Source organism: Melioribacter sulfuriphilus (assembly GCF_052656625.1).
Genome location: NZ_JBQXXK010000005.1, coordinates 142,534 through 168,500, shown reverse-complemented (window position 1 = coordinate 168,500; position 25,967 = coordinate 142,534). Strand labels below are relative to the sequence as shown.

Below are 25,967 nucleotides of genomic sequence, written 5' to 3'. Positions count from 1 at the left end.
GTAAATGAAATACTGGCTTATGAAAACTGAACCAGATGTTTTTTCGATAGATGATCTATCAAAAAGCAAAAACCAGACAACATTCTGGGACGGCGTAAGAAATTATCAAGCGCGTAATTTTATGCGGGACGAAATGAAGAAAGGCGACCTGGTGATATTTTATCACAGCAATGCAAAACCGCCTGCAGCAGTTGGAATTTGTACCGTCGTTAAAGAAGGATACCCCGATTTTACTGCTTTTGACCCGGACGACAAACATTACGACCCCAAAAGTAAAAAAGACAATCCCACATGGTACATGGTCGACATTAAACTTATAAAGAAATTCACCCGTGCCGTAACTCTGGATGATATTAAACAAAACCCTAAATTGAAAAATATGAAACTCGTACAGAAGGGAAATCGACTATCGGTATTGCCTCTTACAAAAGAGGAATATGAAGAAATAGTTCGAATGGGGAGCTAAAATAATTTTAAGGGTCTTGTATAATATAAAATATTTGAGGGAATCCATTTTAATCAAAATCACAAATTTTATGAACTAAAAATGGACTCCCTCAAAAACCCTGTATATTTTATTTACAGTTTCAATCCAAGATTAATATAGAATGTTCTGGGATAAGAAGGCCCGTAAACATAACCGGGATCTCTATTTACACCGTAGTCAAGGTCGTTCTGATATTGGTCAAAAATATTTTTTACACCAAGAGACAATTGTGTAAGGAGATTATCCATCAGTTCAAGTTGATAATTGAGTGAGAAGTCGAATTCAATAAATTCTTTACTCCGTTTAACTTCGATCAATGGATTTTCTTGATAATCAACTGAAATTTCGTGAGGGACATACATTTTGCCCGTATATTTTGCTGCGGTAAAAAAACTTAACTTATCCGAGTAATCATAAGCAATTCTTATATATCCAAAAATGTCGGGTGTTCTGAGAAACTCCTTAATATTATAATCTTCCTGTATATCGTCAAACTCATTTTTCTTAAATGTAAAGCCGGAACGGATTTCAAGTTTGTTTAAAGGCTTAATACCAAAATCGATTTCAATTCCTTTTACGTTTGCGCCACTGCTATTAATCCTTTCCCAATACTCAACAGCCCCGTCTGTTGCGACAAACTCTTCACTGTAAGCACCTGATAAACGCGTGTAAAATAAAGTTATTCCTGAAAGTAAAGGAATATTCCCGACAAAATCCTGGAATTCTGCGCCGAATGTATAAGAGTAACTTTTTTCTTCTTTTAGTCCCGTCGAATTACGTATAACTCGCTGCATTCCTTCGAGTCCGCAAATATGCAAATCCTCATTGAAGATTTGCGGTGCTTTGAAACCTGTTGTAAATCCCATTCTCAGATTCAATGCATTCCACAATTTCATCTTAGCATTTAGGCGAGGACTGAATATCCAACTGCTAAGAGCTGAATGTTTGTCAAAACGCACACCGGCAACAATCTGGAGCTGTTCATCGCTATCGAAAGAAATTTCATCCTGCAAATAGAAGCCGAAATTCCTGAATATTTCATCAACATAATATTTATCATTAGAAACACTTTTATCTAATAGTTTATCATAATTGTATTGAATACCGGCGGTTATGATTTGTCCACTTAAATAATAATTAGCCTGCATACCGATTGAATATAACGGATTATCAGAGTAACCGTAATATTTAAGTGCTTCAAGCTTTGATTCCGGTGTATTATCTGATAATCCTCCGTAGTAAGAATTCCTTTCCAGCAAACTAAAAGCATAATTTATTTTATACTCAAATGATGCACCAATTTTTTGATTCCATTTAACTTTACCGCCCCATTTATCGTGTTTAGTCCATTCTGCAATAGAAGCTTCGTGGACAGGTTTATCGAAATCCCCGCCACCTCTCCTATCTTCGACGATTCGATGAAGCGAAAATTGTAATTCAGAATAATTATCAGGTCTTAAATATCCGTTAAAACCGATTGTTTCGTTTTTAAGTTTTCCAAGTTCAGAATAGCCATCTCCATTCCTGTCATAACTTCCACGGTTTCTGGTAGAACCGAATACATAGATTCCAGTTTTATTGTCATTGCTAACAATTTCTGCAATTGCTCCAATTTGATTATCCGGAGAACCATCGACCCAATAGCCATTATAATAAACCTTAGTGCCATTAAATGCTGGACGACGTGTCATCATGTTAATTGTTCCTGCAACTGCACCGCCGCCATATAATGCCGAACCACCTCCTTTTACTATTTCTATCTGTTCAATCATTTCCTGCGGATAGTGTTCCAGACCATACACTCCACCCAGAGAACTTATTACTGGATCCCCATCGATTAAGATTTGTGAATATTTGCCGTCAAAACCGAGTATTCGTACCTGTGTAAAGTTACAATTATTGCAGTCGTTCTCAACCATAACGCCTGTCTGGAGTCCTAACGCCTGAGCAAGATTACATGCATTTTGCTGTTGAATTAATTTTTTGGGTACTATTTCAGTTTTTACCGACGTATTCTCATAAAGATGTAATGAATTCGTTCCTGTTACCACTATCGAACCCATTTCTATTAATGCTGGTTTTAACTCAAAAGTAATGTTATCTATCTTATCAACCACTGTGTAAATAATCGATTGGTAGCCAACCATAGAGATAATCAATACCGGTTTTTCTATCGCAATTCTCCTTAATTCGAAATATCCGTTAATATCTGTAGCAGTACCGAAATTGGTCATTTTTACAATTACATTAGCACCAACAAGCGGTTCTTTTGTTATTGCATCTATAACTTTACCGGTTATATTTATTCCATTGCCGGAATAGGACATTAGAGGCTGATTTAATGATAAAATAATAGTTATTATTATAATAATACGGATCATATTCATTACTCCATGATTCTAATTCTAAAGCAATAGAACCGGCAAATGCCGGTTCTGTAAGTTATTTTTCGACAAAATGAATTAGATGTGCATTGATAAAATTCGCCAGAGCTTCCTGGCTGTAAGGCCAGGCATAGATAATTCTAATCTCAGGGTGTTCTTCCTGAAAAATTTCAATTGCGGCGGGAATATCTTTCTCGGAATGCCCGCCGCCAGGAGTGAACATTATGCTAGTTACAAGGATTAAATCTGGATTATCAAGCAAAATCTTATTAAGTGCTTCTTCTACTGTAGGGGCACACATTTCGTTGAATGCATAATGGACAGAATGGAAATTCTTAAATTTATTTCTAAATATTTCTACTATTTTAATAAAGCCAGCCCAATATGGATCGTTTTCTTCATTTCTTGGCCAGTTACGTAATTCATTTTCGATTTTTTCGGCTTCCGGGGAGTGACTCTCGTGTAATTTGAAATACTCTTTCAGTTTTGGAAAATCGCTGGCAGGAGCGCCGTGTCCCACAATTAATACAGACACTTTTTTGCTCTCTCCTGCCATTCCCAGGAGATTAGAATAGGATAAAACAAATGTAATTAATATGCTAAGAAAAATTATTTTTATTTTCATTTCATGTTCCTTTCGTTTTTTATTCAAATTTAGTAGTGCCGTTTGATTGATAAACATATCTGAAAGTGTAATATTTCGATTTATCGTTGAGTGAAGGAGAATCCGGCGCACCTTTATAGTAGCTTATAATTTGTACCTTTGCATATTTACCCTCGCCAGTTTTAATTACCAAAACAACGCCTGGTATGGGCGAAATAATATGTGTTTCAGAATTATAATTGTACCAGCCGTTTCCTGAGCCAGTGGGTATTGCAGGAGCATTTACTTCATCTACTCGATAGCCTTCAGATGGTGCTTCTTTTAAATCATAGAAGTCCGTATTTTTAAGAACAATTGCACCTCCTTTACCAGGCCCGCTTACACCGCTGTTCGTATAAATAGTTGTACTTCTGAATGCGATATCCCATTTGTCTGATAATGTATCTGCTCCTGTTATGATAGTGCTATCTGCAAATCGGTAGTATGTCAAACCCGGACCTAAGGCGGGCAGGTCCTTAACCTCAGCAACTTTAATAGCTGGTGTATTGCTATCCGGTTCGGTACTATTCGAGTCGTCACAACCGGTAAAATACAATGTTATAAGTAAAACGAATAAGTATATTCTTTTCATTTTTTCTCCTTGTTTAATAATTAATTGAAATTCCTGCATAAATTATTCTACCAGACAGATTAAGATTCTGTCCACTAAATTTTCGATTTAATAAATTTTCTATTCTCAACCGTAATGAAAAGTGGTAGTTAATCGATTTGTTTAATGCAAAATTCCAGAGGGCAAAACCTGCTGCATATTCGCTTTTATCGTCGAGAATACCGTTTCCGTTTTTGTCATAATAGCCGTACTTCCCTTTGAGAATACCTGTCAGCGTGGTAGACAAACCTAATGTTTCATTTTCGTAAGAAAGTCTAAAATTCCCCGAATGCCTGGATCGATTAAACAAACCGCCGTAATCTGCTTCTGTAACTTTTTTCAATCGCCCGGTTTCTGTATACTTATAATATTCACCTGCTTTTATTTTTTCGAGAACTCCTTCGTCCACAGCATCGAGATACTGGTATCCCGCACCAATTTTTAAATGATCAAACACAGTAATTCTTATCTCGGATTCAATACCCTGCGTGTAGATTTTATTGAGGTTGAAATATGTATATATGCTCTGTCCGTTCTTCTTAATAGCAACCGGAGTGGCGTCGATTAAATCTCTTACATTATTTCTGAAAAAGTTCAAGGATATCCAGTTGTTTCTTAGCGGTTCATATTCTATGGTAAAGTTAAAAGACCAGGAATTTTCTGCATTTAATTTATTAATGCTTTCCGGATTAATAAGGATTTTATCAACTTGTCCTTCCTCAATCAACTTATTGAAGTAGTACAAAAAATTCGTCGACCCAAAGACGGAGTATCCGACTTGAGGATTGGTAAAATTGAGATAAAGTTGTTGTAATGTCGGCGCTTTAAAACCACTGCCAATAGAAAAATTTAATTTCAAGAAATCATACGGTTTGACGATAGCGGAAAGTTTAGGGCTGATGCGGGAAGAATATTTGTTATGGTAATCATACCTTAGCCCGCCGACAATATCAAAATTCTGGAGAGGAATCCACTCATGTTGCAAAAATATAAAATGCGAATTAATATCATCGGCATCTTTACTTATTCTGTCTGCACTTACATTTTCTTTCACATAACCCACACCAAGCGTCGTAAGATTTCTCTGGTCAACGAACAAATTACCTGTATATTCTCCTTTATAATAATACTGGTCAAACTGACTATATTCATATATTTTTTCATTGAGCTGATATCTAAGTTCGCTTTCTGTATAGTAATTACTAATGTAAAATTTGAATTGATGATTGTACGAATGATTTATTTTCCCAAAGTAAGTTAGTGATAAGCTTAAATCTTGCAGCCAGTTTTTGTCTTTTAGAATTTCTGTTTTGTCATTTTCAGTAATCTCAGCAAAATTATTTTGACTTTCTCCAAAATACCTCAAACTAAATCTCGCTGAATTCCATTCGTCGAATTGATATTCTAATTTTGTATTAACCAGAAAATTATTGTACTCGGGTGCAGATTTTGAAATTGACTCGGGAGTCAAATCATATCCTTCCGATCCCCTGGTATTTAAAACGAGCGAACCCTTAAATTTTTCGAACGACTTGAAAAATTCTCCATTTATTTGATATGAATTGTGTGTTCCTGCTTGAGCAAAAAGGGCAACACGTTTAGGCTCGTCGGGAAAGGTTGTAATAAGATTAACTACCCCGGCCAGTGCCTCGCTCCCATACAGAGAAGATGAAGGACCTTTAACAATTTCAATTTGTTTTAAATTTGCCACGTCAAAACGGGATAATTCAATTGTACCTCCAGTTCTTCCGATTGCAGGTTCGCCGTCTATAAGAATTAGTGTATAATCAGGGTCAAGTCCCTGAATCTGAATACCGTTGCCATGATTGTTTATAACTGCAATTCCTGCCTGTTCCATCAACGCCTCTTTCAAACTTATATAGCCGCACTGTTTAATTTCTTTTTCAGAAATCAACTCAGTTATCACAGGCGTATCTTTCAGTTTTTTGACACTTCTTGTGCCGGTTACCACCACTGCTTCGGTAGAATATTCCTTCTTATCCAGAGTAACTGTTAAGAAATTTATTGATGGATTAAATTGAATTGTCTTAGATTCATAACCGACACAAGAAACAGAGATGAGGTCGCCTGGTTTTAAGGGATAAACAAGCTTAAATATCCCATTTTTATCGGAAGAAGTACCGTATTCCGTACCTACAAGGATGACGTTTGCCTCTGGAATTGGATTACCAGAAATGTCAATCACCCTCCCTTCTATATGAGTTTGAGCATTAACTCCACTTATTACTAAGGTCAACACAAATAATATTTTTTTCATTTACAATCCTTATTAAGACTAAATCTTTATAACAAAATTAAAGCAACCCTTCCCTGAAATCAATACGTTATTTTTAGTAAAATGTTACTAAAAAATTAGTATTAATTTTCTCCAATACTAATTAATCCTTTTCTGATGCTCTCAATTATTAGTTGTGGGGTGCTTTTCACGTTAAGTTTGCGCATAATATTTCTGCGGTGAGTCAGTACCGTAAATTCACTTATATAAAGTAACCTGCCGATTTCCTTGTTATTCATTCCTTCGGCTATTAAGCGAAGAATTTCGTATTCACGCTTGCTCAATATTTCCGATGAAACTCTCCGGTATTCGATTTCGACTATTTTTTGGCTTACTTCCTGACTAAAGTATCTTTCATTATCATAAACTTTTAAGGCAGCTTTTTGCAATTCCTCTTTTGTTATTGTTTTGGAAAGATAGCCATCGAGTCGCAGGTCTAATAAACTTTTCAATTTATATACATCGGAGGAATCAACCAGAATTAAAATTTTCAGTCGTGGAAATTCTTTTTTGATTTCTTTAATAAACAGGATGCTGTCCTGTTTGATCATATCTATTTCTACAATAATCATATCTGGATTTTGCAAACGGACTTCGTCAATTAGTTTATCTTCAGGCACACCTACAACTTTTATCCCCTCCAGGTCTTGCAAAATGCAGCTGATGGCATAATTTGTTAGAAAAAATCTATTAGCTATAATTATCAGGATTGGCTTCATGTACAATTATTATTTAGACTGTGTATAAATTACTGATTTTATTTTAATTATACAAGCATGTACAATATTCTGTATCATAAATACTTTTTTTATTTTTGACTATAAATCTTATTACAGACAAGTATGGTACTTCCTGAAAGAGTAAGGAAACTAAAGGACTTTGAATCGAAGTGCGGACCCGTAATTTACTGGATGCAAAGAGACCAGCGGGTTAACGACAATTGGGCACTCGTCTTTGCATATCAAAAAGCAAAAGAGAAGCAATTGCCATTAATTGTAATATTCAACATTGTTCCTGAATTTCTGGGTGCTGCAGTGCGTCAATATTCGTTTATGATTAATGGATTGAAACAGGTTGAAAAGAAATTATCTGAATTAAACATCGGTTTCAAATTACTTTTTGGTAATCCCGCAGTAACTATTCCTGAGTTTGTTAAGGAATCCAGCTGCTCGGAATTAATTACAGATTTCAATCCTCTTAAAATAACAAGGAAATGGAAAAAGGAAGTCCATGCGAAAATAAAAGTACCATTTTATGATGTCGACGCTCACAATATTGTTCCCTGCTTTGTTGTTTCCAACAAACAGGAATTTGCAGCTTATACATTCAGACCCAAAATTCAAAAACTTCTGCCCGACTTCCTGGATGAGTTTCCACAGATAAAAAAAATGCCTGCAAGTGATTTTGCGAACTTTAAAAACGACTGGGACAGTTTATTAAAAAAAATAAAGCCCGATTCCAGCGTTCCCGAAGTCGAATGGATAATGCCAGGTGAAGAAGCCGCTTTTGAAATACTTGATAACTTCATTGAGAATAAATTGAAATTTTATGCAGAAAAGAAGAACGATCCAAATGAAGACGTGCTTTCAAATCTATCGATTCATCTTCATTTCGGACATCTATCTGCCCAACGTGTGGTACTCGAAATAATCAGAAGAACAGAACCCTCAAAATCTAGAGAAAGCTTTCTTGAAGAATTGATTGTGCGGAGAGAGCTGTCGGATAATTTCTGTTACTACAATAAACATTACGATTCATTTGACGGCTTTCCCGACTGGGCTAAAAAAACTTTGAACGAACACCGTAAAGATAAAAGAGAATATATTTATTCACTCAAAGAATTCGAAGAAGGCCGTACTCACGACTCGCTCTGGAATGCAGCGCAATATGATTTGAGAAAAAGAGGTAAAATGCATGGTTTCCTCAGAATGTATTGGGCGAAGAAAATCCTGGAGTGGACAGAAATTCCGGAAGATGCTCTTAAATATGCAATCTACCTGAATGACAAATATGAACTTGATGGACGCGATCCAAACGGATATACCGGTATTGCCTGGTCAATCGGTGGAGTTCACGATAGAGCCTGGAACGAACGACCTGTATTTGGTAAAATTAGATATATGAATTATGCTGGATGCAAAAGAAAATTTGACGTGAGTAAATACACTATCAATGTATTCAAATAATTTAAAGGCAATAAAATGAAAAAAATCATAACACTTTATCTCTGGCTTTTCGTTTCTTTTTTACACGCACAAAGTGCAGATATACCCAAAAGAATTATTCTTAATTTGACCATCAATCCTTCATCGAGCATGGCTGTCACCTGGCATACGAAGGAAAGTCATCCTGAGAGTTTTGTCGAATTTGCCGAATCGACTAACTGGATAGAGTTCAAAGATAGTACAGTTAAAATTCCTGCTACTATGAGCGAATTAAATTACAAAGGAAATAAATCATACTCGTATTCGGCAATCTTAAGTCAATTGAAACCAAACACACTTTATACATACAGAGTTGGTTATGATTCCGTGGTCAGTGAGTGGAACCAATTCATGACTGCTTCGGAAAGCAGCCAGCCTTTCAGATTTGTTTATTTCGGTGATCCACAAAACGAGATACTCGAAGATTTATCCCGAGTATTCAGAAAAGCAATATTGACTGCCCCCGATGCTTCTTTCTGGCTTTTCGCTGGCGACTTAACAGATCTACCCGACGAATCGATGTGGGAGGAATGGTTCGAAGCAACTGGATTTATTCACAGAATCGTGCCTTCAATTATGGCCATCGGAAATCACGACCTCTACTTCGAAATGATTAATGGCAAAAAGATAAAAACCAACAAATATCCACTGTGGCAAAGCCTTTTCACATTGCCCGAAAACGGTCCAGATGGAATGGAAGAAACGGTTTATTATGTCGACTATCAGGGAGTTCGATTCATCGTTCTAAATACAAATTACGGCTTAAAAGAGCAGGCTGATTGGCTCGAAGAAGTATTGTCCAACAATCCAAATAAATGGACAATTGTAACCTACCATCACCCTGTCTATTCAACTGGCGAAGGGAGAGACAATAAAACTATTAGAGAAACATTCATGCCTATTTTCGACCGCTACAGCGTTGACCTTGTTTTACAGGGACACGACCACACATATGCCAGAACACATAAAATTTATCAGGGTAGAATTTCTGAAGACGAATCGAAAGGAACGGTCTATATTACATCTGTTTCAGGTCCAAAGCAGTATCCAGCCAATCCGATGTACAAAGATTTAATTGCTAAACTCGGTACATTCACTCAGCTATTTCAGGTAATTGATATTCAAAATGACCGGTTGATTTACAATTCTTATACGACTGCTGGAGAGCTTTACGACCATTTCGAACTAAAGAAAAAGTAGAACAATCAAAGAGCAAGGATTACTTTTTATTCCTTGCTCTTTCAATTTCTTCTTTGAACTCTTTGTATGATTTTTTACCATCGAGAAACGCTATCTTCTTTCCTTTAGAATCATAAATCAAAGTAGCTGGTAAAGCGCCGTTCCATTTCTCTTCGAGGAAATTTATCAATTCTTCGTCGTTATCAAATCCGTTTATAAAATTTCTGTAGAATACGTTATTCGATTTCAAAAATGGAATTACTTTTGAATTAATATCCTCTTGCAAATCGACGCTTAATCCAACGAAATCCACATCCCTGTACTCTTCGGCTAATTTAACAATGTCTGGTATTTCCTCTCGACATGGCACACACCACGTAGCCCACAAATTAAGGAAAAGAATTTTCCCGTTCCTGTTCTTGATTATCTTGTTTAATCCGTCTTTATTGATTTTAACAACTTTGATTTCTTTGACTGCATTTTTCTGGTTTTCACCTGAAATAAAATTGACTATTGTAAAAGTCAGCAAAAAAATCAGGATTAATTTGCGCATGTTAATCAACTCTTTTTATTGTACAACCGAATGCTTTTGTTTGTGGATTGGAAACTTTTTTGCCACTTAATATTTCGTCGAGAGCAATTCTTAAATCGTGAGTTTTTACGTCTTCTTCTTTTCTCGAATCGTCAATTCTGCCGTGATATAAAATTTCGAAGTTGCTATTGAGCACAAAGATTTCAGGTGTAACAGAAGCTTCGAATTTATCTGCGATAACGTTTCTTTCGTCTTTAAGAATTATGAATTCAAATCCGTTTTGTTTTGCGTGTTCTTTAATTTCATCCACGCTTTCCTGTTTGTTCGAATTAATTCCGATAAAACTGACACCTTTCTTTTTGTAGTCATTATAAAGTTTAACCATCCTCGAATTGTAAGCATTTGAAATGGGGCATTGTGTAGCAATGAACATAATTACAATTGCTCTAGATTCTTTGAAATCGCTCAACTGATATTCTTTGCCGTTATAGTCTTTCAGCTTGAAATTTTCGACTTTATGACCGGAAGCCAGATAGACATACGGCAAGAAAAGAACAAGCATTACTAAGGATTTATATGGGTTCTTCATCTTTTACCTTTCTTGTTTGATGTGGTTGCGTAAAATATACTTTATAATACACGATGTCAATTTATAACCGAAAGATATGCCTAAAACAACATTCGTGTTTTAATAGTTTCAGGAATTGCTCTTAATTCTTTCATGATTTCGTTGCTCATCTCTTTGCTGTCGATATCGATAATTACGTATCCAACATACGAGTCTGTTTGCAGGTACTGAGCGGCTATATTCAATTTACGCGTAGTAAAAACCTTTGATATTTTATTCATCACTCCTGGCCTGTTATGGTGAATATGAAGATATCGTTGACGATTAATATTGGGAGCAAGAGAAATTTGAACGAAATTCGTAGCTCCAATTGTTGTACCAACGTCACAATACTTGACCAGCTTTTCCGAGACTTCGAGCCCAATGTTAGCCTGGGCTTCGCATGTACTGCCGCCAATATGAGGAGTTAAAATTACATTCTTAAATTTCTGCAAGACCGATACAAATTTTTCTTTATTTGAAACTGGCTCTTCCGGAAAGACGTCGATAGCAGCCCCAGCTATATGGCCTGATTCAATAAATTCGGCTAAATGATTTAGATTAACCACCGTTCCACGTGAGCTGTTGATCAGGTAAGATCCTTTTTTCATTATGCTTAGTTGCTCACGCGCAATCATATTTTTTGTAAGTTCGGTTTCTGGCACGTGAAGCGTAACTACATCTGAAATTTTCAGAAGTTCATCGAGGCTGTCGCATGGTTTGGAATTCCCAAGATTTAATTTTTTGACAATGTCGTAGTAATAAACATTCATACCGAGGCTTTCGGCGAGTATCGAAACCTGCGAACCGATATGCCCATAACCTACAATACCGAGATTTTTTCCGCGCACTTCATAAGAGTTTTTTGCATCCTTCAGCCATACTCCCTCATGAGCCAGCGTATTTTTTTCTGGTATTCCTCTCATCAAAAAAATTATTTCGGCTATTACCAATTCGGCTACCGATCGAGTATTAGAAAACGGAGCATTGAAAACAGGAATACCTTTCATTCGCGCAGCATCGAGGTCAACCTGGTTTGTACCGATACTGTAACATCCGATGGCAATCAGTTTTTTTGCGTACTTTAAAACATCTTCAGTCAAATGCGTGCGTGAACGTATTCCAATAATATGTACGTCACGAATTTTTTCGATTAATTCATCGCCTTCAAGGGATGTTTTGAGATATTCAATATTGTTAAAATCATTACTTCTGAAATAGTCGACTGCATTTGGATGTACACCTTCGAGCAACAACACTTTAATTTTCTCTTTTGGAAGCGAATAGACCTTCCCCATTGTTTTCATCTGATTTATTATGAAAATTTATTCTACAAATATATGCCAGATGAAAGACAATAGAAAAAAGTCTTTTTTATTTTTTCATCTTTTTCTTTTTGACAATTGCTTCGAAAATTCGTCTGGCGTGGTCAATTGAATTTTCAATAAACCATTTTCCCGTGTTCATTCCACCACAAACTACTCCTGCAAGAAAAAGATTTGGGATGTTAGTCTCATGTGTCACGGGATTTATAGAGGGAACTTTCAATCTTCTTCCTTTTAATTCAATGCCCGCTCTTAGAAGAAACTCGAAGTCGGGTTTATAACCCGTCATGGCAAAAACGAAATCGTTCTTCAGTGTAATTGTTTTACCACTCTGTTCAATAACAATTTCGTTTTCTTTAATTTCCAAGAGTTCTGAATTAAAAAATGCTTTTATGCTTCCTTCCTTAATACGGTTCTCAATATCAGGTTTAACCCAATATTTAACACTTTTGTCAAGACAGCTTTTCTTGACAATCATTGTCACGTCTGCTCCATTTCTGAATGTTTCGAGAGCCACATCGACGGCAGAATTTCCCCCACCTACTACTGCCACTTTCTGGTCGTTGAAAGGATGTGGTTCTTTGTAATAATGAAATACTTTGGGAAGATTTTCACCCGGAATATTCATTAAATTCGGAGTGTCGTAATATCCTGTGGCCAATATTAGATTTTTGCATCTGTATAAAGACTTATCCGTAACAACTTCGAAAAAATCTTCTAAACGTGAAATTTCCTCCACCTTTTCGAAATAATTTACTTTCAGGTTCCATGCAGATTTTACACGTCTGTAGTATTCAAGAGCTTCACGCCGGGTTGGTTTAACACCGTGCGATACAAATGGCACGCCACCAATTTCAAGTCGTTCCGATGTTGAGAAAAATGTCATGTTTACCGGGAAATTATAAATCGAATTTACCAGACATCCTTTTTCGATAATTAGATACTCAAATTTTCTTTTGACAGCTTCGATGCCGCAGGCCAAACCTATAGGACCGGCACCTACAATGATCACATCGTATATTTTCTTTTTCATATAATTATTTTTTCTATATTAACGATCAATCTTTCGATTCATTAACACAAAACAAAATGGAAAAATTCAGTTATTCTTTTTTTGCGCGCATAATTTATCGATACGGAAATATAATAGCCACGTTTTTTCTTTCGATCCATTTTATTTCTTCAATTTATTTTATTACTGAAAAATGGTATTTCGTATTTCCTGCAGCACTCAACGGCTTTATTATTTATATACTTAACAGATATTTTTTTAAGACTTATCGGCTCTTTCCATTTACAATAGAAGCTGACAATGAAAAGATGATATGCAGTGACTTTTTTATGAGTAAAAAGAAAGTGGTAATCCATTATAAAAACATCGATGAATTGCGAGGAGGAATTTTCAGCGGTTATCCCACGCGCCCAATTTATTTATATGATAAATATCAGAATATAACTGTAGGTTTCTATTCTCACGTAGGAGAATTTCAGAAATTACTGACAAAAATCTTGCAAAACATTCCAGAAGGTCTTTACAATAATCTTCTTAATAAAATTAGAACTGACAGAAAAAAATTAAAAAGAGGCTGACCTGCAGCCTCTTAAATATTTAAATGAGCAGAAAAATCTCTTACTTTTTGTCCGTTCCCAGTATTGCGTCTTTTGCAGCTTTAACGAATCTGAATTTGAGAACTTTCTTTGCAGGAATTTTAATGGCTTCACCAGTTTGTGGATTTCTTCCTGTACGGGCTTTTCGTTTTGAAAGGACTACTTTACCCAATCCGGGAATGAGAAATTCTTTTTTAGCTTCTTTGTAAGCCAGAGCAACAAACTCTTCGAGAAATTGTGCAGTTTGTTTTTTTGTAAGCCCGGTCTTCTTTGCCATGTGATCTACAATTTGACTCTTTGTCATTGGCATAGGATTACTCCTTTTATTATTGAATATTTTACATTCCTGCTTTTAGCAGACGTACAAAATTTAACAATTTTTCAACTTAAAACAAACATTTTTTGTCTTTTTTATCAATATTTTGATTTATATCATAAAGCTGAAATTAATCAATAGATTTCACGCTTTTTTGATTAAATAATTAAAACTATCTTTGCACTATGAAAAAAGTTAAAACGATGAAAAGAATTTTTGCACTCCTGATTTTTTCTTTTTTAACTATTAGAGGACAGTCAGATTCAACTCTTCACAGAATGGGCAATTTAATTGACTCAACTGAAAACTCAATTAGTAAAAGATATATAAATTTTTCAGATTACCGATACACAGGCGATCTTATAAAATTCATGCCGTTCGGATTTTTGAGAGATCTTGGTACAGTGGGCCAACCACACGAATCGATTTTATACGGCGAAGGTTTCAATAATATCTCCGTTTTAAGCGACGGCGTATTTATTAACGAAAAAATTTTCAATGCCATCGACCTAAATTTATTTCAGTCGGAAAGCATTGAAAAGATTGAGTTAATTCCACTTACAAGAGGTTTTTTATATGGTACGAACAACAATCCGACATCGCTGAATTTCGTTTCAAGAAATTATCTCTACGAAAGACCGTTTACAAGATTGCGTTATTATCAAGCACCATACGATGAAGGTTTCATTGACGGCTATTTCAACTCTAACTTTTCCCAAAAACTAAATATATCATTCGAAATTACCAATCAAAGCACAAGTCCTCGCTATCCTAATAGCGACTACAGTCTATGGGCATATACATTAAAAGCAAACTACAGATTGAACGATTCCACATTTGCTTTTTCCTCGTTTAAATATTCCAGAACCAATACTCAATTAAACGGAGGTGTGAATATCGACTCGGTTGTAAGCTCACCACTTGATTATGAAAATTCCGTGATTTATAATCCATTACTTGCGCCTGTTAATTTCTATTACAGATATCAAAAATCAACCTTTCGATACTTTGACATTGGAATAAAATCGTATCTTGCATCAAATGCGCCTTACAAAATTTCTTTCTTTTTTCATTCGCATCTGAACGAATACAGGCAAAACGATACAACTTATTTTATTACTCAAGCAAATGTCGATACGATTATGCGGGACAACCGCTCGCAAACAATTGGATTGAATTATAATCAATCATTAAATCTCGGTGCACTCAAATTTTATTCTATTAATCAGTTTGAATATATTTCGCTATCTTCATCTTTGATCGATAGGGACAAATTTACGACTTTTGCTTCCTCTTTAATCGTGACTACCAATTTAATTAACGAGAATATCGAACTCTCTTTCTTTGGTAAATATCTCAATTACAACGGGAATTCCTATCCTGGTTATGGATTTGATTTCAACATACTCTCATCTTCGTATTTATCATTCTACGCGGGTTATTCTAACTTTAGCAAACCTTATAATTTATACGAAAGAAGTCAATTTAATGAGAGTAACGAACAGATCTATCATACTGCCGAAGTTAAAATATCTTACCATTCACCTTTATTGAGCACTGAAGTTTCATATTTCCGTAAGGAAATCAATAACAAATTAATAATGACTAAGGCTGGATTCATTTCAAAAAATGTTACACTCAATGGAATTAATTTACGTTCTGAATTGAAACTCTGGAAATTACTGTTTGAAACAAACGCATGCCACTATTTCAATACCGATGGAAGAAATTCACTCGCCTTGCCCGAGTTTGTAATGACCGGCGGAATTTATTATGTAGATACGCTATTCAATCGAAATCTGAATTTTAAGACTGGTTTTAATATTTACCTTTACGGCAAACGGCAGGGAATTTATTACGACTTCGAGAAAATGATATCTACTTCATGGCAGTATTACAAAGACGATGACTATTTATTCAAGTCCTCAAATCAGATCGATTTTTTCTTTGCCGGTCAATTGCAGGAACGAGCTATCCTTTATTTTGTCCTGGAGAATATGTTTAATTCCCGATATTTCATAGTTCCATATTATCCTAAACAAGAGCGTTCGGTGAGATTCGGTGTTGCATGGGAATTTTTCGATTAAACTCTACGAACCAATTCTGAAATTAAAACAGCCGACGCAGAAGCAACATTCAACGATTCTGCTTTGCCATATCCTGGAATCGTAAGGTATTTATCCGTTATCGACTTCAATAATTCAGTCGGGCCATTTGCTTCATTGGCAAGAACCAGAACAATTTTTCCTTCGGGTTTAAAGTCATAAATGTTCTCTCCAGTTAAATCGGCGGTAAGAATAGTGTATTTCACTTTTTTGAGTTCAGACAAAAATTCATAAAAATCATCGGGACGTAAAATCTCCACGTGAAAAATCGAGCCCGCCGAAGCTCTGATTACTTTCGGATTAAAAATTTCCGCGCAGTCTCTGCTAATAATAATTTTTCCCAATCCAAACCAGTCTGCATTCCGTGCAATTGTGCCCATATTTCCAGGATCGGAAATATCTTCGAGTGCAAGCAAAAATCTGGAATTGGAAACAGAGAATGAGAAATCCTTTTCCATAAAAAATCCGATTATACCCTGCGGCGACTCCGTATCGCTTAGCCGCTCCAATTCTCTTTGAGTTATTAGCTTTGAATTGCATCCTTTCTTTTTCAGATACTCTAAGAATTCTTCTGATTTTTCTTCAAATTGATTTGTATAAAAAACAATGTCGCATGGATAGTCTGCTTCGAGGGCTTCTTTGATTAATTTTGCCCCTTCCACCGGGAATTTTTTCTCCATTCTTCGGTATTTCTTTTTCTGAAGGGAGGAGTAATATTTAAGTTCATTTTTTGTCATGTTTACATGAACAAAAATAAAAAATTTCGCATCGATATTGCACTTAAACGAGATAATTTAGTAGATTTGCACTCGTCAATTTTGAATTGGTAAATAGCTCCGTCAACTGACGGAGGTAGAGCAGCTGACTTTAAGACTTTTTTTGCTGGCGTAGCTCATCCGTCAACTGACGGAGGTAGAGCAGCTGACTTTAAGACTTTTTTTGCTGGCGTAGCTCATCCGTCAACTGACGGAGGTAGAGCAGCTGACTTTAAGACTTTTTTTGCTGGCGTAGCTCAGTTGGTAGAGCAGCTGACTTGTAATCAGCAGGTCGGGGGTTCAAATCCCTTCGCCAGCTCACTCAATAAAGACCCGATATTTTTATCGGGTCTTTCTTTTTTTAAATAAACTTTCAATCAGACTAAATAATATCATTTATTAAGCTAATCCCGCCCAATTTGAACTGGTTTAGTTAAAGAATCAGTTACTTTAATTATTCGTGTCTTCCACTTGTAACAATTTACTCAATATTTCCGCTGCAATATTAATGATGATTTGGTAAGAATGAATTTTAATGAGAATTTACTAATAATCCCTTTCTATATGAGCATTTTTTGATTTATACATTGTTCATAAAAAATATTTCGTGTCTTTCTATTCAATTATGTTCTTTAATTATGCTTAAATCTGTATTTTAAAGCGATAAATAATAGACTTAATAAGAAAATTTAAGAGGAAAATAGTCATGAGTTTTAAAATAATATGGACAAAAACAGATGAAGCGCCAGCTTTAGCGAGCTATTCTTTGCTGCCGATATTAAAATCATATACAAAAGGCACAGGCATTGAATTCGAAGTAAAAGATATTTCACTGGCTGGAAGAATACTGGCTAATTTTCCGGAATATCTGAATGAGGACCAGCGAGTTGACGACCATTTAGCTGAACTCGGCAGACTTACACAGGATCCTAATGCCAACATTATTAAATTACCGAATATTAGTGCCACAATCCCGCAGTTGAAAGCAGCAATTAAAGAGCTGCAGGAAAAAGGTTATCGGATACCGGATTTCCCCGACGAACCCAAAACAGACGAAGAAAAAAAATTAAGGGAAAGATATTCAAAAATATTGGGCTCTGCAGTTAATCCGGTTCTGAGGGAAGGGAATTCAGACAGGCGAGCAGCAGCATCTGTAAAAAAATTCGCACAAAAACATCCTCACAAAATGATGAAACCATGGTCGAAAGATTCCAAAACTCGCGTTGCTCATATGAAACAAAACGACTTCTATGGTACTGAAAAATCGCTAACTCTTGACAAAAATAATGAAGTAAAAATCGAATTCGTCGACAAGAACGGGAATACTATCATTTTAAAAGAAAAGTTAGAATTGCTTGAAGGCGAGATAATAGATGCAGCAGTAATGAACGTAAAAGAGCTGAGAAAGTTTTATGAAGAACAGATTGAAGAAGCACGAAAAGATGGTCTTCTATTATCGCTTCATCTAAAAGCGACAATGATGAAAGTTTCTGATCCGATCATGTTCGGTCATGCCGTTTCGGTCTATTTTAATGAAGCACTTGAAAAACATTCTGACACTTTAAAAGAAATTGGTGCGAATGTTAATAACGGACTGATGGATGTTCTTGAAAAATTAAATAAACTCCCAGAAGAAAAGCGTTTAGAAATCGAAAACGACATCAATAAAGTATATGAGAATAGACCGGGTCTTGCTATGGTCGATACGCGCACCGGCAGAACAAATCTACATGTTCCTAACGATGTAATAATCGACGCTTCGATGCCGGTTGTTATTCGCGACGGTGGAAAAATGTGGAACAAAAACGACGAACTCCAGGAATGCATAGCCATGATACCCGACCGTAGCTACGCCACAATGTATCAGGCAATAATTGACGATATCAAAGCAAACGGTCAATTCGATCCTGCAACAATGGGTGCTGTTTCGAATGTTGGTCTGATGGCTAAAAAAGCGGAAGAATATGGCTCTCACGATAAAACATTTGAGTTGAAATCCGATGGAATTGTAAGAGTTGTTGACAGTGAAGGCGAAACTTTGCTTGAACAAAAAGTTGAAGCCGGCGATATTTTTAGAATGTGTCAAACAAAAGACGAAGCCGTAAAAGACTGGGTAAAATTAGCTGTTAACAGAGCGAGAGTTTCTTCCTCTCCAGCTATATTCTGGCTGGACGAAAACAGAGCTCACGATAGAGAAATTATCGCAAAGGTAAATAAATATTTAAAAGAACACGACACTTCCGGACTCGAAATTAAAATTATGAAACCGACAGACGCAATGAAGTATACATGCGAGCGCTCACGCAAAGGTCTGGATACTATTTCGGTAACAGGAAATGTACTTAGAGATTATTTGACGGATTTATTTCCGATACTGGAATTGGGCACAAGTGCCAGGATGCTTTCGATAGTTCCACTTTTAAAAGGAGGCGGATTATTTGAAACTGGCGCCGGTGGGTCGGCTCCTAAACACGTAGACCAACTTCTCAAAGAAAATCATTTAAGATGGGATTCGCTCGGTGAATATTGTGCTCTTGTACCATCTTTAGAAATGGTTTATGAGAAAACCCAAAATTACAAAGCAAAAGTGCTTGCCGAAACTCTCGACAGAGCTATCGGAAAATATTTAGAAAACGGGAAACTACCGTCACGTAAAGCAGATGAAATTGACAATCGAGGCAGTTCTTTTTATCTGGCTCTCTACTGGGCAGAAGAATTAGCATCACAAAATGACGACAAAGAAATTAAGTCCCGATTTGAAAAAATATTTAAAGAACTTTCAACAAACGAAGAGAAGATAATGAAGGATTTAATTTCTGTTCAGGGTAAGCCGGTAGATCTCGGCGGATACTATCTACCAGATGACAACAAAGCTGAGTCGGTTATGAGACCCAGCACCACATTTAATAAAATCATAGATGAGCTTTAATATTAATCCAATTAGTCTCGCTTAAACGGACAAAGAAATTTATCTTTGTCCGTTTTTAATATTAAATCCGCAAAAGGCCAATAATAAGGATGTAATAAATTCTTATTCTTCCTTATTATTATGAATTCAGCAAATTGGAAGAAAAATTTATTCATTTATTATTGCGTATAAAATAACGGTTTACCTTAATTTAAGTTGTTCATTATGAAATATCAGAGATAACGATTCTAGATATTTTTATCTTCACAGTTAAAAATCACAATGAAAACAGAACCTTCGCCTTTTTTGCTTTTCACATCAATTATAGCATTGTTCAACTTGCAATACTTCTCAACCAAAGCCAATCCTAAACCGTTACCATCGTACAATCTGGTATAACCGGTCTCTTCTTGAGTAAACGGCATGAATAATTTTTTCATAAACTCTTCACTCATTCCAATACCAGTATCTGAAACTTCAACTTTAATTTTGTTATCAAACTCTGAAACTACAATTTTCACTTCTCCTTTATTCGTATATTTAATAGCATTATCAACCAGATTAGCAAATATTTGATGTATGCTGTATTCGTCCCCTTTAATTTTAGTATTCTTTGCAAAACATTCATACTTTAGGCTCAAACCCTTATTTTGTGCTAAAATCTTGAATTCTCCGAGTATCTTATTACTCAAAATTTCCCTTAAATCAAGAATTTTAAATTGTGCCTCGTAAGAATTGGTTTGTATTTCGGAATAGTTAAGTATCATATCAATTGTTCTGATTATTCGTGCAGCAGCAATATTAATACTTTCAAATAGTCCTTCTATATCAGAATTATTCGATTCTGGAATTTCGTCTCGAATTAACTGCATACTTCCCGTAATAATATTGATCGGGGTTCTTATTTCATGCGACATTTGAGCTAAAAATTCCGTTTTCATTCGATCAGAAAGCTCTGCTTTGTTTTTGGCTATTTTTAGTTCTTCAAGTATTTTTACACGTTCTATAAATTGTCCAAGTTGGTTTGCAATAATTTCAAGCGTTCTGAGGTCATCCTCTGAATAGGCAAGTTCATTTTCATAGTCCTGAAGAGCAATTACTCCAATGGCTTCGCCGTTAATTGCATTAATTATCGGTGCACCCATCCAGATAGCTGCTTTGTGGCCTATTATTTTAATACCTTCATTTTCATTGGGATCGGCATCACGTAACTTGACGAGCTTTGCTTTTTTATTAACTCTAACATAATCTGTAAGTCCATTTTTCAAATTAATTGGTTTATTAATTACATAATCATCATACAGATCGATATGATAAATCAACCGATACAAATCACTTTCATTATCATAGAGAGCTATATAGAAATTTTCTGCTTTTAATATTCTTTTTATTTCCTTGTGAATTTGAGCGGAAAATTCAGCCAGACTTATTTCGGAGATGGATATACCTGAAATATCGTAGAGCAATTCTTTTACCTTTTCATTTTTCTTTTTTTCTGTAATATCTCTTGAAACGCCAATTATACCGATCGGATTTCCAAATTCATCTCTTAAAAAACTTGTATTAATGCTCAGTTCAACTAAGTTTCCGTCTTTTCGTAATGCCTGAAATTCAAAAATTCGTGTGCGACTTTTATCAGCATCGGGTAGTTGCTCCTTTGCAAGTTCTTCATTGAGCCATGCATTTATTTTTTTCAAAGTTTCAACCGGGAATAAATCTTTTAGCTTTAATTTCATACACTCTTCGACAGAGTACCCAAGATGATTCTTTACAGAAGGACTGATATAAAGAGGTTTAAAGTCTAAGTCGGTCAACCAAATTGTGTCAGTTATGTTATCCGTTATTAGTTTAAGCTTTTCTCGTTCACTCGATAATTGTTGTTCATAGTAAATTCTTTTTTCTTCATTAAGAAAGATTAATCCGAGTAAAGTAGTAGCAATTGGAAATAGGGTCACAAACGGCAGCCAGATTTGTCGTATTATAAACCAGCCGCTCGGAAATGGTATTATGAGTAGTTGTGAAATTAGAGTTACAATGTGCCCAATCAGACCTGCAAAAAATAGAGTTGTTAAAGTATAATAGATAGGATTGTTATTATAGTGACGTCTAATAATTAATCCGGTTAATGCAGTTCCAATAATAGTCGCCACACCCGCCAGGATTCCAGAGCCACCCATATATATTCTGAAGCTCGATGCAATAATAACAGCAATCGTAGTGCTAATTGGTCCACCAAAGAGCCCTGTCACAATCATAATAATCGAACGTCCATCATAAATAATTCCAGGTGCATATCGATACGGAATGTTCATCCCTGCTATAGCCGACGCGCCAAAAACAATTCCTATTAGGATGTTAAAGAGCACTCCGTTTTTTTTACGTAAATTGTAGAGAAGATTAAACGAGGAACCGATTGCAATCAGCAAAGAAGCGTTTAATAAAAGAGCTCTTAACATTTATTCTCTTTTTGAAGTTTATATATTCCAATTAACGATTGCAAAAAGGATCTAGAAAAAACCTGATAATAAATTATAACTTAACTTTAGATTAATCAATTAAAATTCATTCGTTATATTAAGAAATCATTTTTCTGAAAGTTTTTTTGAATACTGCTTAATAATTCTATCAATATTTACTGAACATACAAAACTTAATAGTAATATTATTTTCGTATTAGAACTCCTGTATTAACAGCAGGAGAAGTTCAATAAACAGTTTAATTGGAATTTATAATCGTGTTCTAATTGCTTGATGAGTATTTATGACTAATTTTTCATTTAGCAAAAAGTGGATTTCACCATTATTTGCTCAGCGTTAAAGATTCTCTTATTTCTATAGGTATTTTATCAGGAAAAGAATAATAATTACTTTATCACTTTCCCTTTCAAATCTGCCCAATAACTTTTTCCTATCCTTACAGGCCGGTCATAACCTTCGAGATTAAAAATCCTCGTTTGATCTGATAATTTTTCGATTTGCTTTACGTAATTTAGATTTATAATTACACCCCTGTGTACCCGGGCAAAATGACTGGGTAGAATTTCTTCCCAATTCGACATCGATTTTCTGATGTTGTATTTATTACCATCGCTGGTTGTAATAATTGAATAAATATTGTCCGCTTCGATAACAACTATCGATTTAACCATTACTTTTACAATTTTATTCCCAGCATCAACAAAAAGAAAATCCTCCAAAGTCAGTCTATTTTCTTTGTAATTAGTTTTTTTCTTCAATTGTACTTCAATTGCTTTTATAAGCTCCGATATTTTAAATGGTTTTGTCAGGTAATCGTCTGCACCCATTTCCATTCCTTTCCTGAAACTTTCCCGCTCCGATTTTGCGGTTATAAAAATGAATGGAATATTCCTAAACTCCTCCAAGCTGCGAACTTTCTCGATTACCCAGTAACCGTCGTATTCAGGCATCATAATGTCGCAAAGAATAATGTCGGGTTTAACTTCTTTTATAAGACTCAATCCTTTAAAGCTGTCGTATGAGATAAATACTTCAAAATCATTCAAACTCAAGGCGGATTTTATACTTTCACACAACACCTTGTCGTCTTCAAGCACAACAATTTTTTTCATTGTCCCTACTTTATGAGTTTATTGAGTTGTTTTTCGATGAATCCTTTTTTCTCTTCTTCGAGTCGTTTGTTTAATTCTTTTTTCTTCTCTTCAATCAACTTGTCATAATTTTCAACCAGCTCTCTATATTGATTAATCCGCTCTTCAATGGGCACAACTTTTTCATTGTAAATTTTTTCAAGTTCTGCTCTTTTGGCAGCCACAATCTGGTCGAATCGTTCTTTCAACCGCCCTTTCAACATCTCTACTTCCTGACCGATCGACCTTCGAATGCCAGCGGCAATTTCCTCGTCTAAATTTGTGCTCAGGGAGATATCATATTTCCCATCATCAATCCAGAATCTGAGAGTTGTACTAAGTTTTTTAATACCATTCAATGTATTGTATACAATTCTTTCAACTATTGATTCGGGCTGTTTTTCAAAAAATAGAATCATATTTGTAAATGTATTATCCAGAATCACGTTCAAATCATTTTCGTTAATGAAGATATCAGCCTTTGTGGATAAGAAAGCATTGTTAATTTCTGTGGGCAAAAATTTATTGGTGCCAAGTTTAACTTTTCCAACAGGAACGTCTCTGAGTTCAATTCTATACTTATCAATTTTACGAAAATTTCTTCTTTCGATTGTACCAGCAATAAAAACATGGCGATTGTTACTCAGTTCACCTTCGAGTTTAAAAGTGATCGGCTTACCCGTAAGATTTTGATTGTCGGAAATATTTTCTATTGTACCTTTACCCACAAAAATTCGACTGTTTGGATTTCCACCCGTTACTCTGATTTCTTTTATCCAGAAATCGGGATATGTGCCTTCTACCGGGAATTCGATGTCTTGTCCTTCGAAACGGGGCGGCTTCTCGTAGTCTGGTTCAGGTTTGTATTTCTGAATGCTTGCATTAATCAATTCCGCATAGGCGATGTAATTCTTTGCTCGCTCCTGGATTTCATTACCAATAATTATCGGCGCCAATCGGGGAGATTTAATGTCGGGTAATCTCGCCAGCTGTTTTAGTCTCTCGTAATCTTCCAAAGAAATTCTCCGAAGGGTGTCATACGCATTTCTATAATATGTAACTTCGCTTTTTATTTTATTGAATCGCTCTTCATATTCAGTTTTAATTTGTTTTAATGTTTTATATCCCCTGTCGGCTTTTTCGATTGCTGCTAAAATATTTTGAGCATTATTTAGACTCTTCGGTTCGATCTTTTTAATTTCCTCAATCTGTTCAATTAATTTATTTTTATTTCTTTCGTATTGACTAACAATTTCATTCCACTGGTCAGCAGTTTCCGATACTTTTAAGCGGAGGGAATCAGCGAAGTAATATGTTTTTAGGTCGAGTAGTTTAATCAGACTGTCGGGATTAAAATTCTTTTTAATGTCATTAATGTCGAAGCGGGGTATGTTGCCCATCATTTCGTCGAAGGCTTTACGGTAAGACCTAATAAACGACTTTTCTGCCCTGTAAAGAGTCGATTTTTTCCTTTCATCTTCGGGTAAAGCACCGTCGGTCGTTCTTTTACTTAGCAATTGTAATCCGTTAATATCAATTTTTTCAATGATTATCTTTTTTCTGAGCAATTGATTAAAGTCGACTCCGAACTTAACTTCGCCTGTTTCAATAGCATTTGTCCACGTGTTATACGGATTGGCAATTTGAAGTTTTTTCCAGGTAATTTCGATTGGAATAAAACTAAGATGTAAATCGTCGACTTCCGCTTTGGCTCCCGTAACGGATTCAATTGAAATTTCGATTGCTCTTTCTACCCATCTGTCCGCAAAAAAATAGACAAGTCCACTTACAAGAAGAACAACAAACAGTAAGAAAAAAAGAACTCCCTTCCTCATATCTGCATATCCCTTATTTTAATGTACCATTTGACAATATCGTTATGCCTGAGGATTTCATAGATTTTCAATTTCTGAATTTTAGAATAGAGTTTTTTTCTGTAAAGCACAGTTATTTTTTTCATACCAATATAGACTGGCAGGAATAAAACTAATGCAGTCAAAAAACTGCCCATTACTACAGTATTGTTAAAGTTTGTAAGTGGCGCCACAGGTGCATTGTAGAGATATGTCCAGAAACCTTTCAGAAAATCGACCTGCGTAAGAATTTGAAAGCCGAGCCAGTGAAAAAACGGATCGAATAGATAAGCAATAAGATTGCAAAACGTAATAGATAGGAATGCTGCGGCGAGATTAACATTCAAAGAGAGGAGAATAATCCAAAGTAGCAATCCCTGCAAATTGAATGAAGGCGACAACCCGATAGCCATACCGATTGCAAAGCCGCCTGCTATTTGTGCGGGCGATTGACCCTCTCTGAATATCTTAATTACATCTTTTATTAATTTAATCCAGAACATGTTTTTTTCTATTTTTTTGAAAACTATAATTAAAAATAAAGAAA

General features: G+C 35.5%; 21 protein-coding genes and 1 tRNA gene. 7 read left to right on the top strand and 15 right to left on the bottom strand.

The window, feature by feature from the left end; genetic code table 11:
* Positions 1-4 precede the first annotated feature (4 nt).
* Complete coding sequence (locus ACUN8G_RS08070) at positions 5-466, top strand: EVE domain-containing protein (protein ID WP_437346268.1); 462 nt, start codon at positions 5-7, stop codon at positions 464-466.
* A 113-nt stretch (positions 467-579) separates the two neighbouring features.
* On the opposite strand, the gene ACUN8G_RS08065 is transcribed toward ACUN8G_RS08070, so the two are convergent.
* The 5 genes from ACUN8G_RS08065 to ACUN8G_RS08045 form a co-directional block, all read right to left on the bottom strand.
* A complete protein-coding gene (locus ACUN8G_RS08065) occupies positions 580-2,868 on the bottom strand; it encodes a TonB-dependent receptor (protein ID WP_437346269.1) in 2,289 nt (762 codons plus the stop codon).
* 61 nt (positions 2,869-2,929) lie between these two features.
* Positions 2,930-3,496 carry a sirohydrochlorin chelatase gene (locus ACUN8G_RS08060; RefSeq protein ID WP_437346270.1) on the bottom strand — a complete coding sequence of 189 codons (567 nt, stop codon included), beginning with the start codon at positions 3,494-3,496 and terminating at the stop codon, positions 2,930-2,932.
* A gap of 19 nt (positions 3,497-3,515) precedes the next feature.
* Complete coding sequence (locus ACUN8G_RS08055) at positions 3,516-4,106, bottom strand: HmuY family protein (RefSeq protein WP_437346271.1); 591 nt, start codon at positions 4,104-4,106, stop codon at positions 3,516-3,518.
* Positions 4,107-4,119: 13 nt separating this feature from the next.
* Positions 4,120-6,402 (bottom strand): TonB-dependent receptor, encoded by a 2,283-nt coding sequence (locus ACUN8G_RS08050; RefSeq protein WP_437346272.1) that lies wholly within the window; start codon positions 6,400-6,402, stop codon positions 4,120-4,122.
* A 101-nt stretch (positions 6,403-6,503) separates the two neighbouring features.
* Positions 6,504-7,073 (bottom strand): response regulator transcription factor, encoded by a 570-nt coding sequence (locus tag ACUN8G_RS08045; protein ID WP_437346273.1) that lies wholly within the window; start codon positions 7,071-7,073, stop codon positions 6,504-6,506.
* A 189-nt stretch (positions 7,074-7,262) separates the two neighbouring features.
* Here ACUN8G_RS08045 and ACUN8G_RS08040 point away from each other — a divergent pair, with 189 nt between their 5' ends.
* Complete coding sequence (locus ACUN8G_RS08040; protein ID WP_437346274.1) at positions 7,263-8,606, top strand: deoxyribodipyrimidine photo-lyase; 1,344 nt, start codon at positions 7,263-7,265, stop codon at positions 8,604-8,606.
* Between the two features lie 15 nt (positions 8,607-8,621).
* A complete protein-coding gene (locus tag ACUN8G_RS08035; protein WP_437346275.1) occupies positions 8,622-9,824 on the top strand; it encodes a purple acid phosphatase family protein in 1,203 nt (400 codons plus the stop codon).
* A gap of 19 nt (positions 9,825-9,843) precedes the next feature.
* Here the strand turns inward: ACUN8G_RS08035 and ACUN8G_RS08030 are convergent, their stop codons facing one another.
* The 4 genes from ACUN8G_RS08030 to ACUN8G_RS08015 form a co-directional block, all read right to left on the bottom strand.
* Positions 9,844-10,356 carry a TlpA family protein disulfide reductase gene (locus tag ACUN8G_RS08030; protein WP_437346276.1) on the bottom strand — a complete coding sequence of 171 codons (513 nt, stop codon included), beginning with the start codon at positions 10,354-10,356 and terminating at the stop codon, positions 9,844-9,846.
* Position 10,357: 1 nt separating this feature from the next.
* Positions 10,358-10,924: a thioredoxin family protein gene (locus tag ACUN8G_RS08025; RefSeq protein ID WP_437346277.1), complete on the bottom strand. Its 567-nt coding sequence runs from the start codon at positions 10,922-10,924 to the stop codon at positions 10,358-10,360.
* 80 nt (positions 10,925-11,004) lie between these two features.
* Positions 11,005-12,240, bottom strand: coding sequence for a phosphoglycerate dehydrogenase (serA, locus tag ACUN8G_RS08020; protein WP_437346419.1), 1,236 nt, complete (start codon positions 12,238-12,240; stop codon positions 11,005-11,007).
* A gap of 76 nt (positions 12,241-12,316) precedes the next feature.
* A complete protein-coding gene (locus ACUN8G_RS08015; RefSeq protein WP_437346278.1) occupies positions 12,317-13,300 on the bottom strand; it encodes a YpdA family putative bacillithiol disulfide reductase in 984 nt (327 codons plus the stop codon).
* A 56-nt stretch (positions 13,301-13,356) separates the two neighbouring features.
* Between ACUN8G_RS08015 and ACUN8G_RS08010 the strand changes: the two genes are divergently transcribed.
* The gene (locus tag ACUN8G_RS08010) at positions 13,357-13,857 is read left to right on the top strand and encodes a hypothetical protein (RefSeq protein WP_437346279.1); all 501 of its coding nucleotides are present in this window, start codon (positions 13,357-13,359) and stop codon (positions 13,855-13,857) included.
* A gap of 40 nt (positions 13,858-13,897) precedes the next feature.
* Here the strand turns inward: ACUN8G_RS08010 and ACUN8G_RS08005 are convergent, their stop codons facing one another.
* On the bottom strand, positions 13,898-14,185 hold the full coding sequence (locus tag ACUN8G_RS08005) for an HU family DNA-binding protein (protein ID WP_437346280.1): 288 nt from the start codon (positions 14,183-14,185) through the stop codon (positions 13,898-13,900).
* A 209-nt stretch (positions 14,186-14,394) separates the two neighbouring features.
* Here ACUN8G_RS08005 and ACUN8G_RS08000 point away from each other — a divergent pair, with 209 nt between their 5' ends.
* Positions 14,395-16,278 (top strand): putative porin, encoded by a 1,884-nt coding sequence (locus tag ACUN8G_RS08000; protein WP_437346281.1) that lies wholly within the window; start codon positions 14,395-14,397, stop codon positions 16,276-16,278.
* Here the strand turns inward: ACUN8G_RS08000 and ACUN8G_RS07995 are convergent.
* On the bottom strand, positions 16,275-17,033 hold the full coding sequence (locus ACUN8G_RS07995) for a TrmH family RNA methyltransferase (RefSeq protein WP_437346282.1): 759 nt from the start codon (positions 17,031-17,033) through the stop codon (positions 16,275-16,277). The two genes, ACUN8G_RS08000 and ACUN8G_RS07995, sit on opposite strands and share 4 nt — an antisense overlap.
* Before the next feature lie 264 nt (positions 17,034-17,297).
* Between ACUN8G_RS07995 and ACUN8G_RS07990 the strand changes: the two genes are divergently transcribed.
* Positions 17,298-17,370: transfer RNA gene (locus ACUN8G_RS07990), tRNA-Thr, on the top strand.
* Between the two features lie 387 nt (positions 17,371-17,757).
* Positions 17,758-19,980, top strand: a complete 2,223-nt coding sequence (locus tag ACUN8G_RS07985; RefSeq protein WP_437346283.1) for an NADP-dependent isocitrate dehydrogenase — start codon at positions 17,758-17,760, stop codon at positions 19,978-19,980.
* Positions 19,981-20,207: 227 nt separating this feature from the next.
* Here ACUN8G_RS07985 and ACUN8G_RS07980 read toward each other — a convergent pair whose 3' ends face one another.
* The 4 genes from ACUN8G_RS07980 to ACUN8G_RS07965 all read right to left on the bottom strand — a co-directional run bounded on the left by ACUN8G_RS07980 (position 20,208) and on the right by ACUN8G_RS07965 (position 25,923).
* The gene (locus ACUN8G_RS07980; protein WP_437346284.1) at positions 20,208-22,415 is read right to left on the bottom strand and encodes an ATP-binding protein; all 2,208 of its coding nucleotides are present in this window, start codon (positions 22,413-22,415) and stop codon (positions 20,208-20,210) included.
* 408 nt (positions 22,416-22,823) lie between these two features.
* Complete coding sequence (locus tag ACUN8G_RS07975) at positions 22,824-23,549, bottom strand: LytR/AlgR family response regulator transcription factor (RefSeq protein ID WP_437346285.1); 726 nt, start codon at positions 23,547-23,549, stop codon at positions 22,824-22,826.
* Between the two features lie 5 nt (positions 23,550-23,554).
* Positions 23,555-25,402: a TIGR03545 family protein gene (locus tag ACUN8G_RS07970; protein ID WP_437346286.1), complete on the bottom strand. Its 1,848-nt coding sequence runs from the start codon at positions 25,400-25,402 to the stop codon at positions 23,555-23,557.
* Complete coding sequence (locus tag ACUN8G_RS07965) at positions 25,399-25,923, bottom strand: TIGR03546 family protein (protein WP_437346287.1); 525 nt, start codon at positions 25,921-25,923, stop codon at positions 25,399-25,401. The genes ACUN8G_RS07970 and ACUN8G_RS07965 overlap by 4 nt, the downstream gene beginning before the upstream one ends.
* Positions 25,924-25,967: the final 44 nt, after the last annotated feature.

What these genes read in the sequence shown, in the direction of transcription:
- ACUN8G_RS08070 (WP_437346268.1), top strand. Translation starts at nt 5, where the DNA reads ATGAAATACTGGCTTATGAAAACTGAACCAGATGTTTTTTCGATAGAT.
- ACUN8G_RS08065 (WP_437346269.1), bottom strand. Translation starts at nt 2,868, where the DNA reads ATGATCCGTATTATTATAATAATAACTATTATTTTATCATTAAATCAG.
- ACUN8G_RS08060 (WP_437346270.1), bottom strand. Translation starts at nt 3,496, where the DNA reads ATGAAAATAAAAATAATTTTTCTTAGCATATTAATTACATTTGTTTTA.
- ACUN8G_RS08055 (WP_437346271.1), bottom strand. Translation starts at nt 4,106, where the DNA reads ATGAAAAGAATATACTTATTCGTTTTACTTATAACATTGTATTTTACC.
- ACUN8G_RS08050 (WP_437346272.1), bottom strand. Translation starts at nt 6,402, where the DNA reads ATGAAAAAAATATTATTTGTGTTGACCTTAGTAATAAGTGGAGTTAAT.
- ACUN8G_RS08040 (WP_437346274.1), top strand. Translation starts at nt 7,263, where the DNA reads ATGGTACTTCCTGAAAGAGTAAGGAAACTAAAGGACTTTGAATCGAAG.
- ACUN8G_RS08035 (WP_437346275.1), top strand. Translation starts at nt 8,622, where the DNA reads ATGAAAAAAATCATAACACTTTATCTCTGGCTTTTCGTTTCTTTTTTA.
- ACUN8G_RS08030 (WP_437346276.1), bottom strand. Translation starts at nt 10,356, where the DNA reads ATGCGCAAATTAATCCTGATTTTTTTGCTGACTTTTACAATAGTCAAT.
- ACUN8G_RS08025 (WP_437346277.1), bottom strand. Translation starts at nt 10,924, where the DNA reads ATGAAGAACCCATATAAATCCTTAGTAATGCTTGTTCTTTTCTTGCCG.
- serA (WP_437346419.1), bottom strand. Translation starts at nt 12,240, where the DNA reads ATGGGGAAGGTCTATTCGCTTCCAAAAGAGAAAATTAAAGTGTTGTTG.
- ACUN8G_RS08015 (WP_437346278.1), bottom strand. Translation starts at nt 13,300, where the DNA reads ATGAAAAAGAAAATATACGATGTGATCATTGTAGGTGCCGGTCCTATA.
- ACUN8G_RS08010 (WP_437346279.1), top strand. Translation starts at nt 13,357, where the DNA reads ATGGAAAAATTCAGTTATTCTTTTTTTGCGCGCATAATTTATCGATAC.
- ACUN8G_RS08005 (WP_437346280.1), bottom strand. Translation starts at nt 14,185, where the DNA reads ATGCCAATGACAAAGAGTCAAATTGTAGATCACATGGCAAAGAAGACC.
- ACUN8G_RS08000 (WP_437346281.1), top strand. Translation starts at nt 14,395, where the DNA reads ATGAAAAGAATTTTTGCACTCCTGATTTTTTCTTTTTTAACTATTAGA.
- ACUN8G_RS07995 (WP_437346282.1), bottom strand. Translation starts at nt 17,033, where the DNA reads ATGACAAAAAATGAACTTAAATATTACTCCTCCCTTCAGAAAAAGAAA.
- ACUN8G_RS07985 (WP_437346283.1), top strand. Translation starts at nt 17,758, where the DNA reads ATGAGTTTTAAAATAATATGGACAAAAACAGATGAAGCGCCAGCTTTA.
- ACUN8G_RS07980 (WP_437346284.1), bottom strand. Translation starts at nt 22,415, where the DNA reads ATGTTAAGAGCTCTTTTATTAAACGCTTCTTTGCTGATTGCAATCGGT.
- ACUN8G_RS07975 (WP_437346285.1), bottom strand. Translation starts at nt 23,549, where the DNA reads ATGAAAAAAATTGTTGTGCTTGAAGACGACAAGGTGTTGTGTGAAAGT.
- ACUN8G_RS07970 (WP_437346286.1), bottom strand. Translation starts at nt 25,402, where the DNA reads ATGAGGAAGGGAGTTCTTTTTTTCTTACTGTTTGTTGTTCTTCTTGTA.
- ACUN8G_RS07965 (WP_437346287.1), bottom strand. Translation starts at nt 25,923, where the DNA reads ATGTTCTGGATTAAATTAATAAAAGATGTAATTAAGATATTCAGAGAG.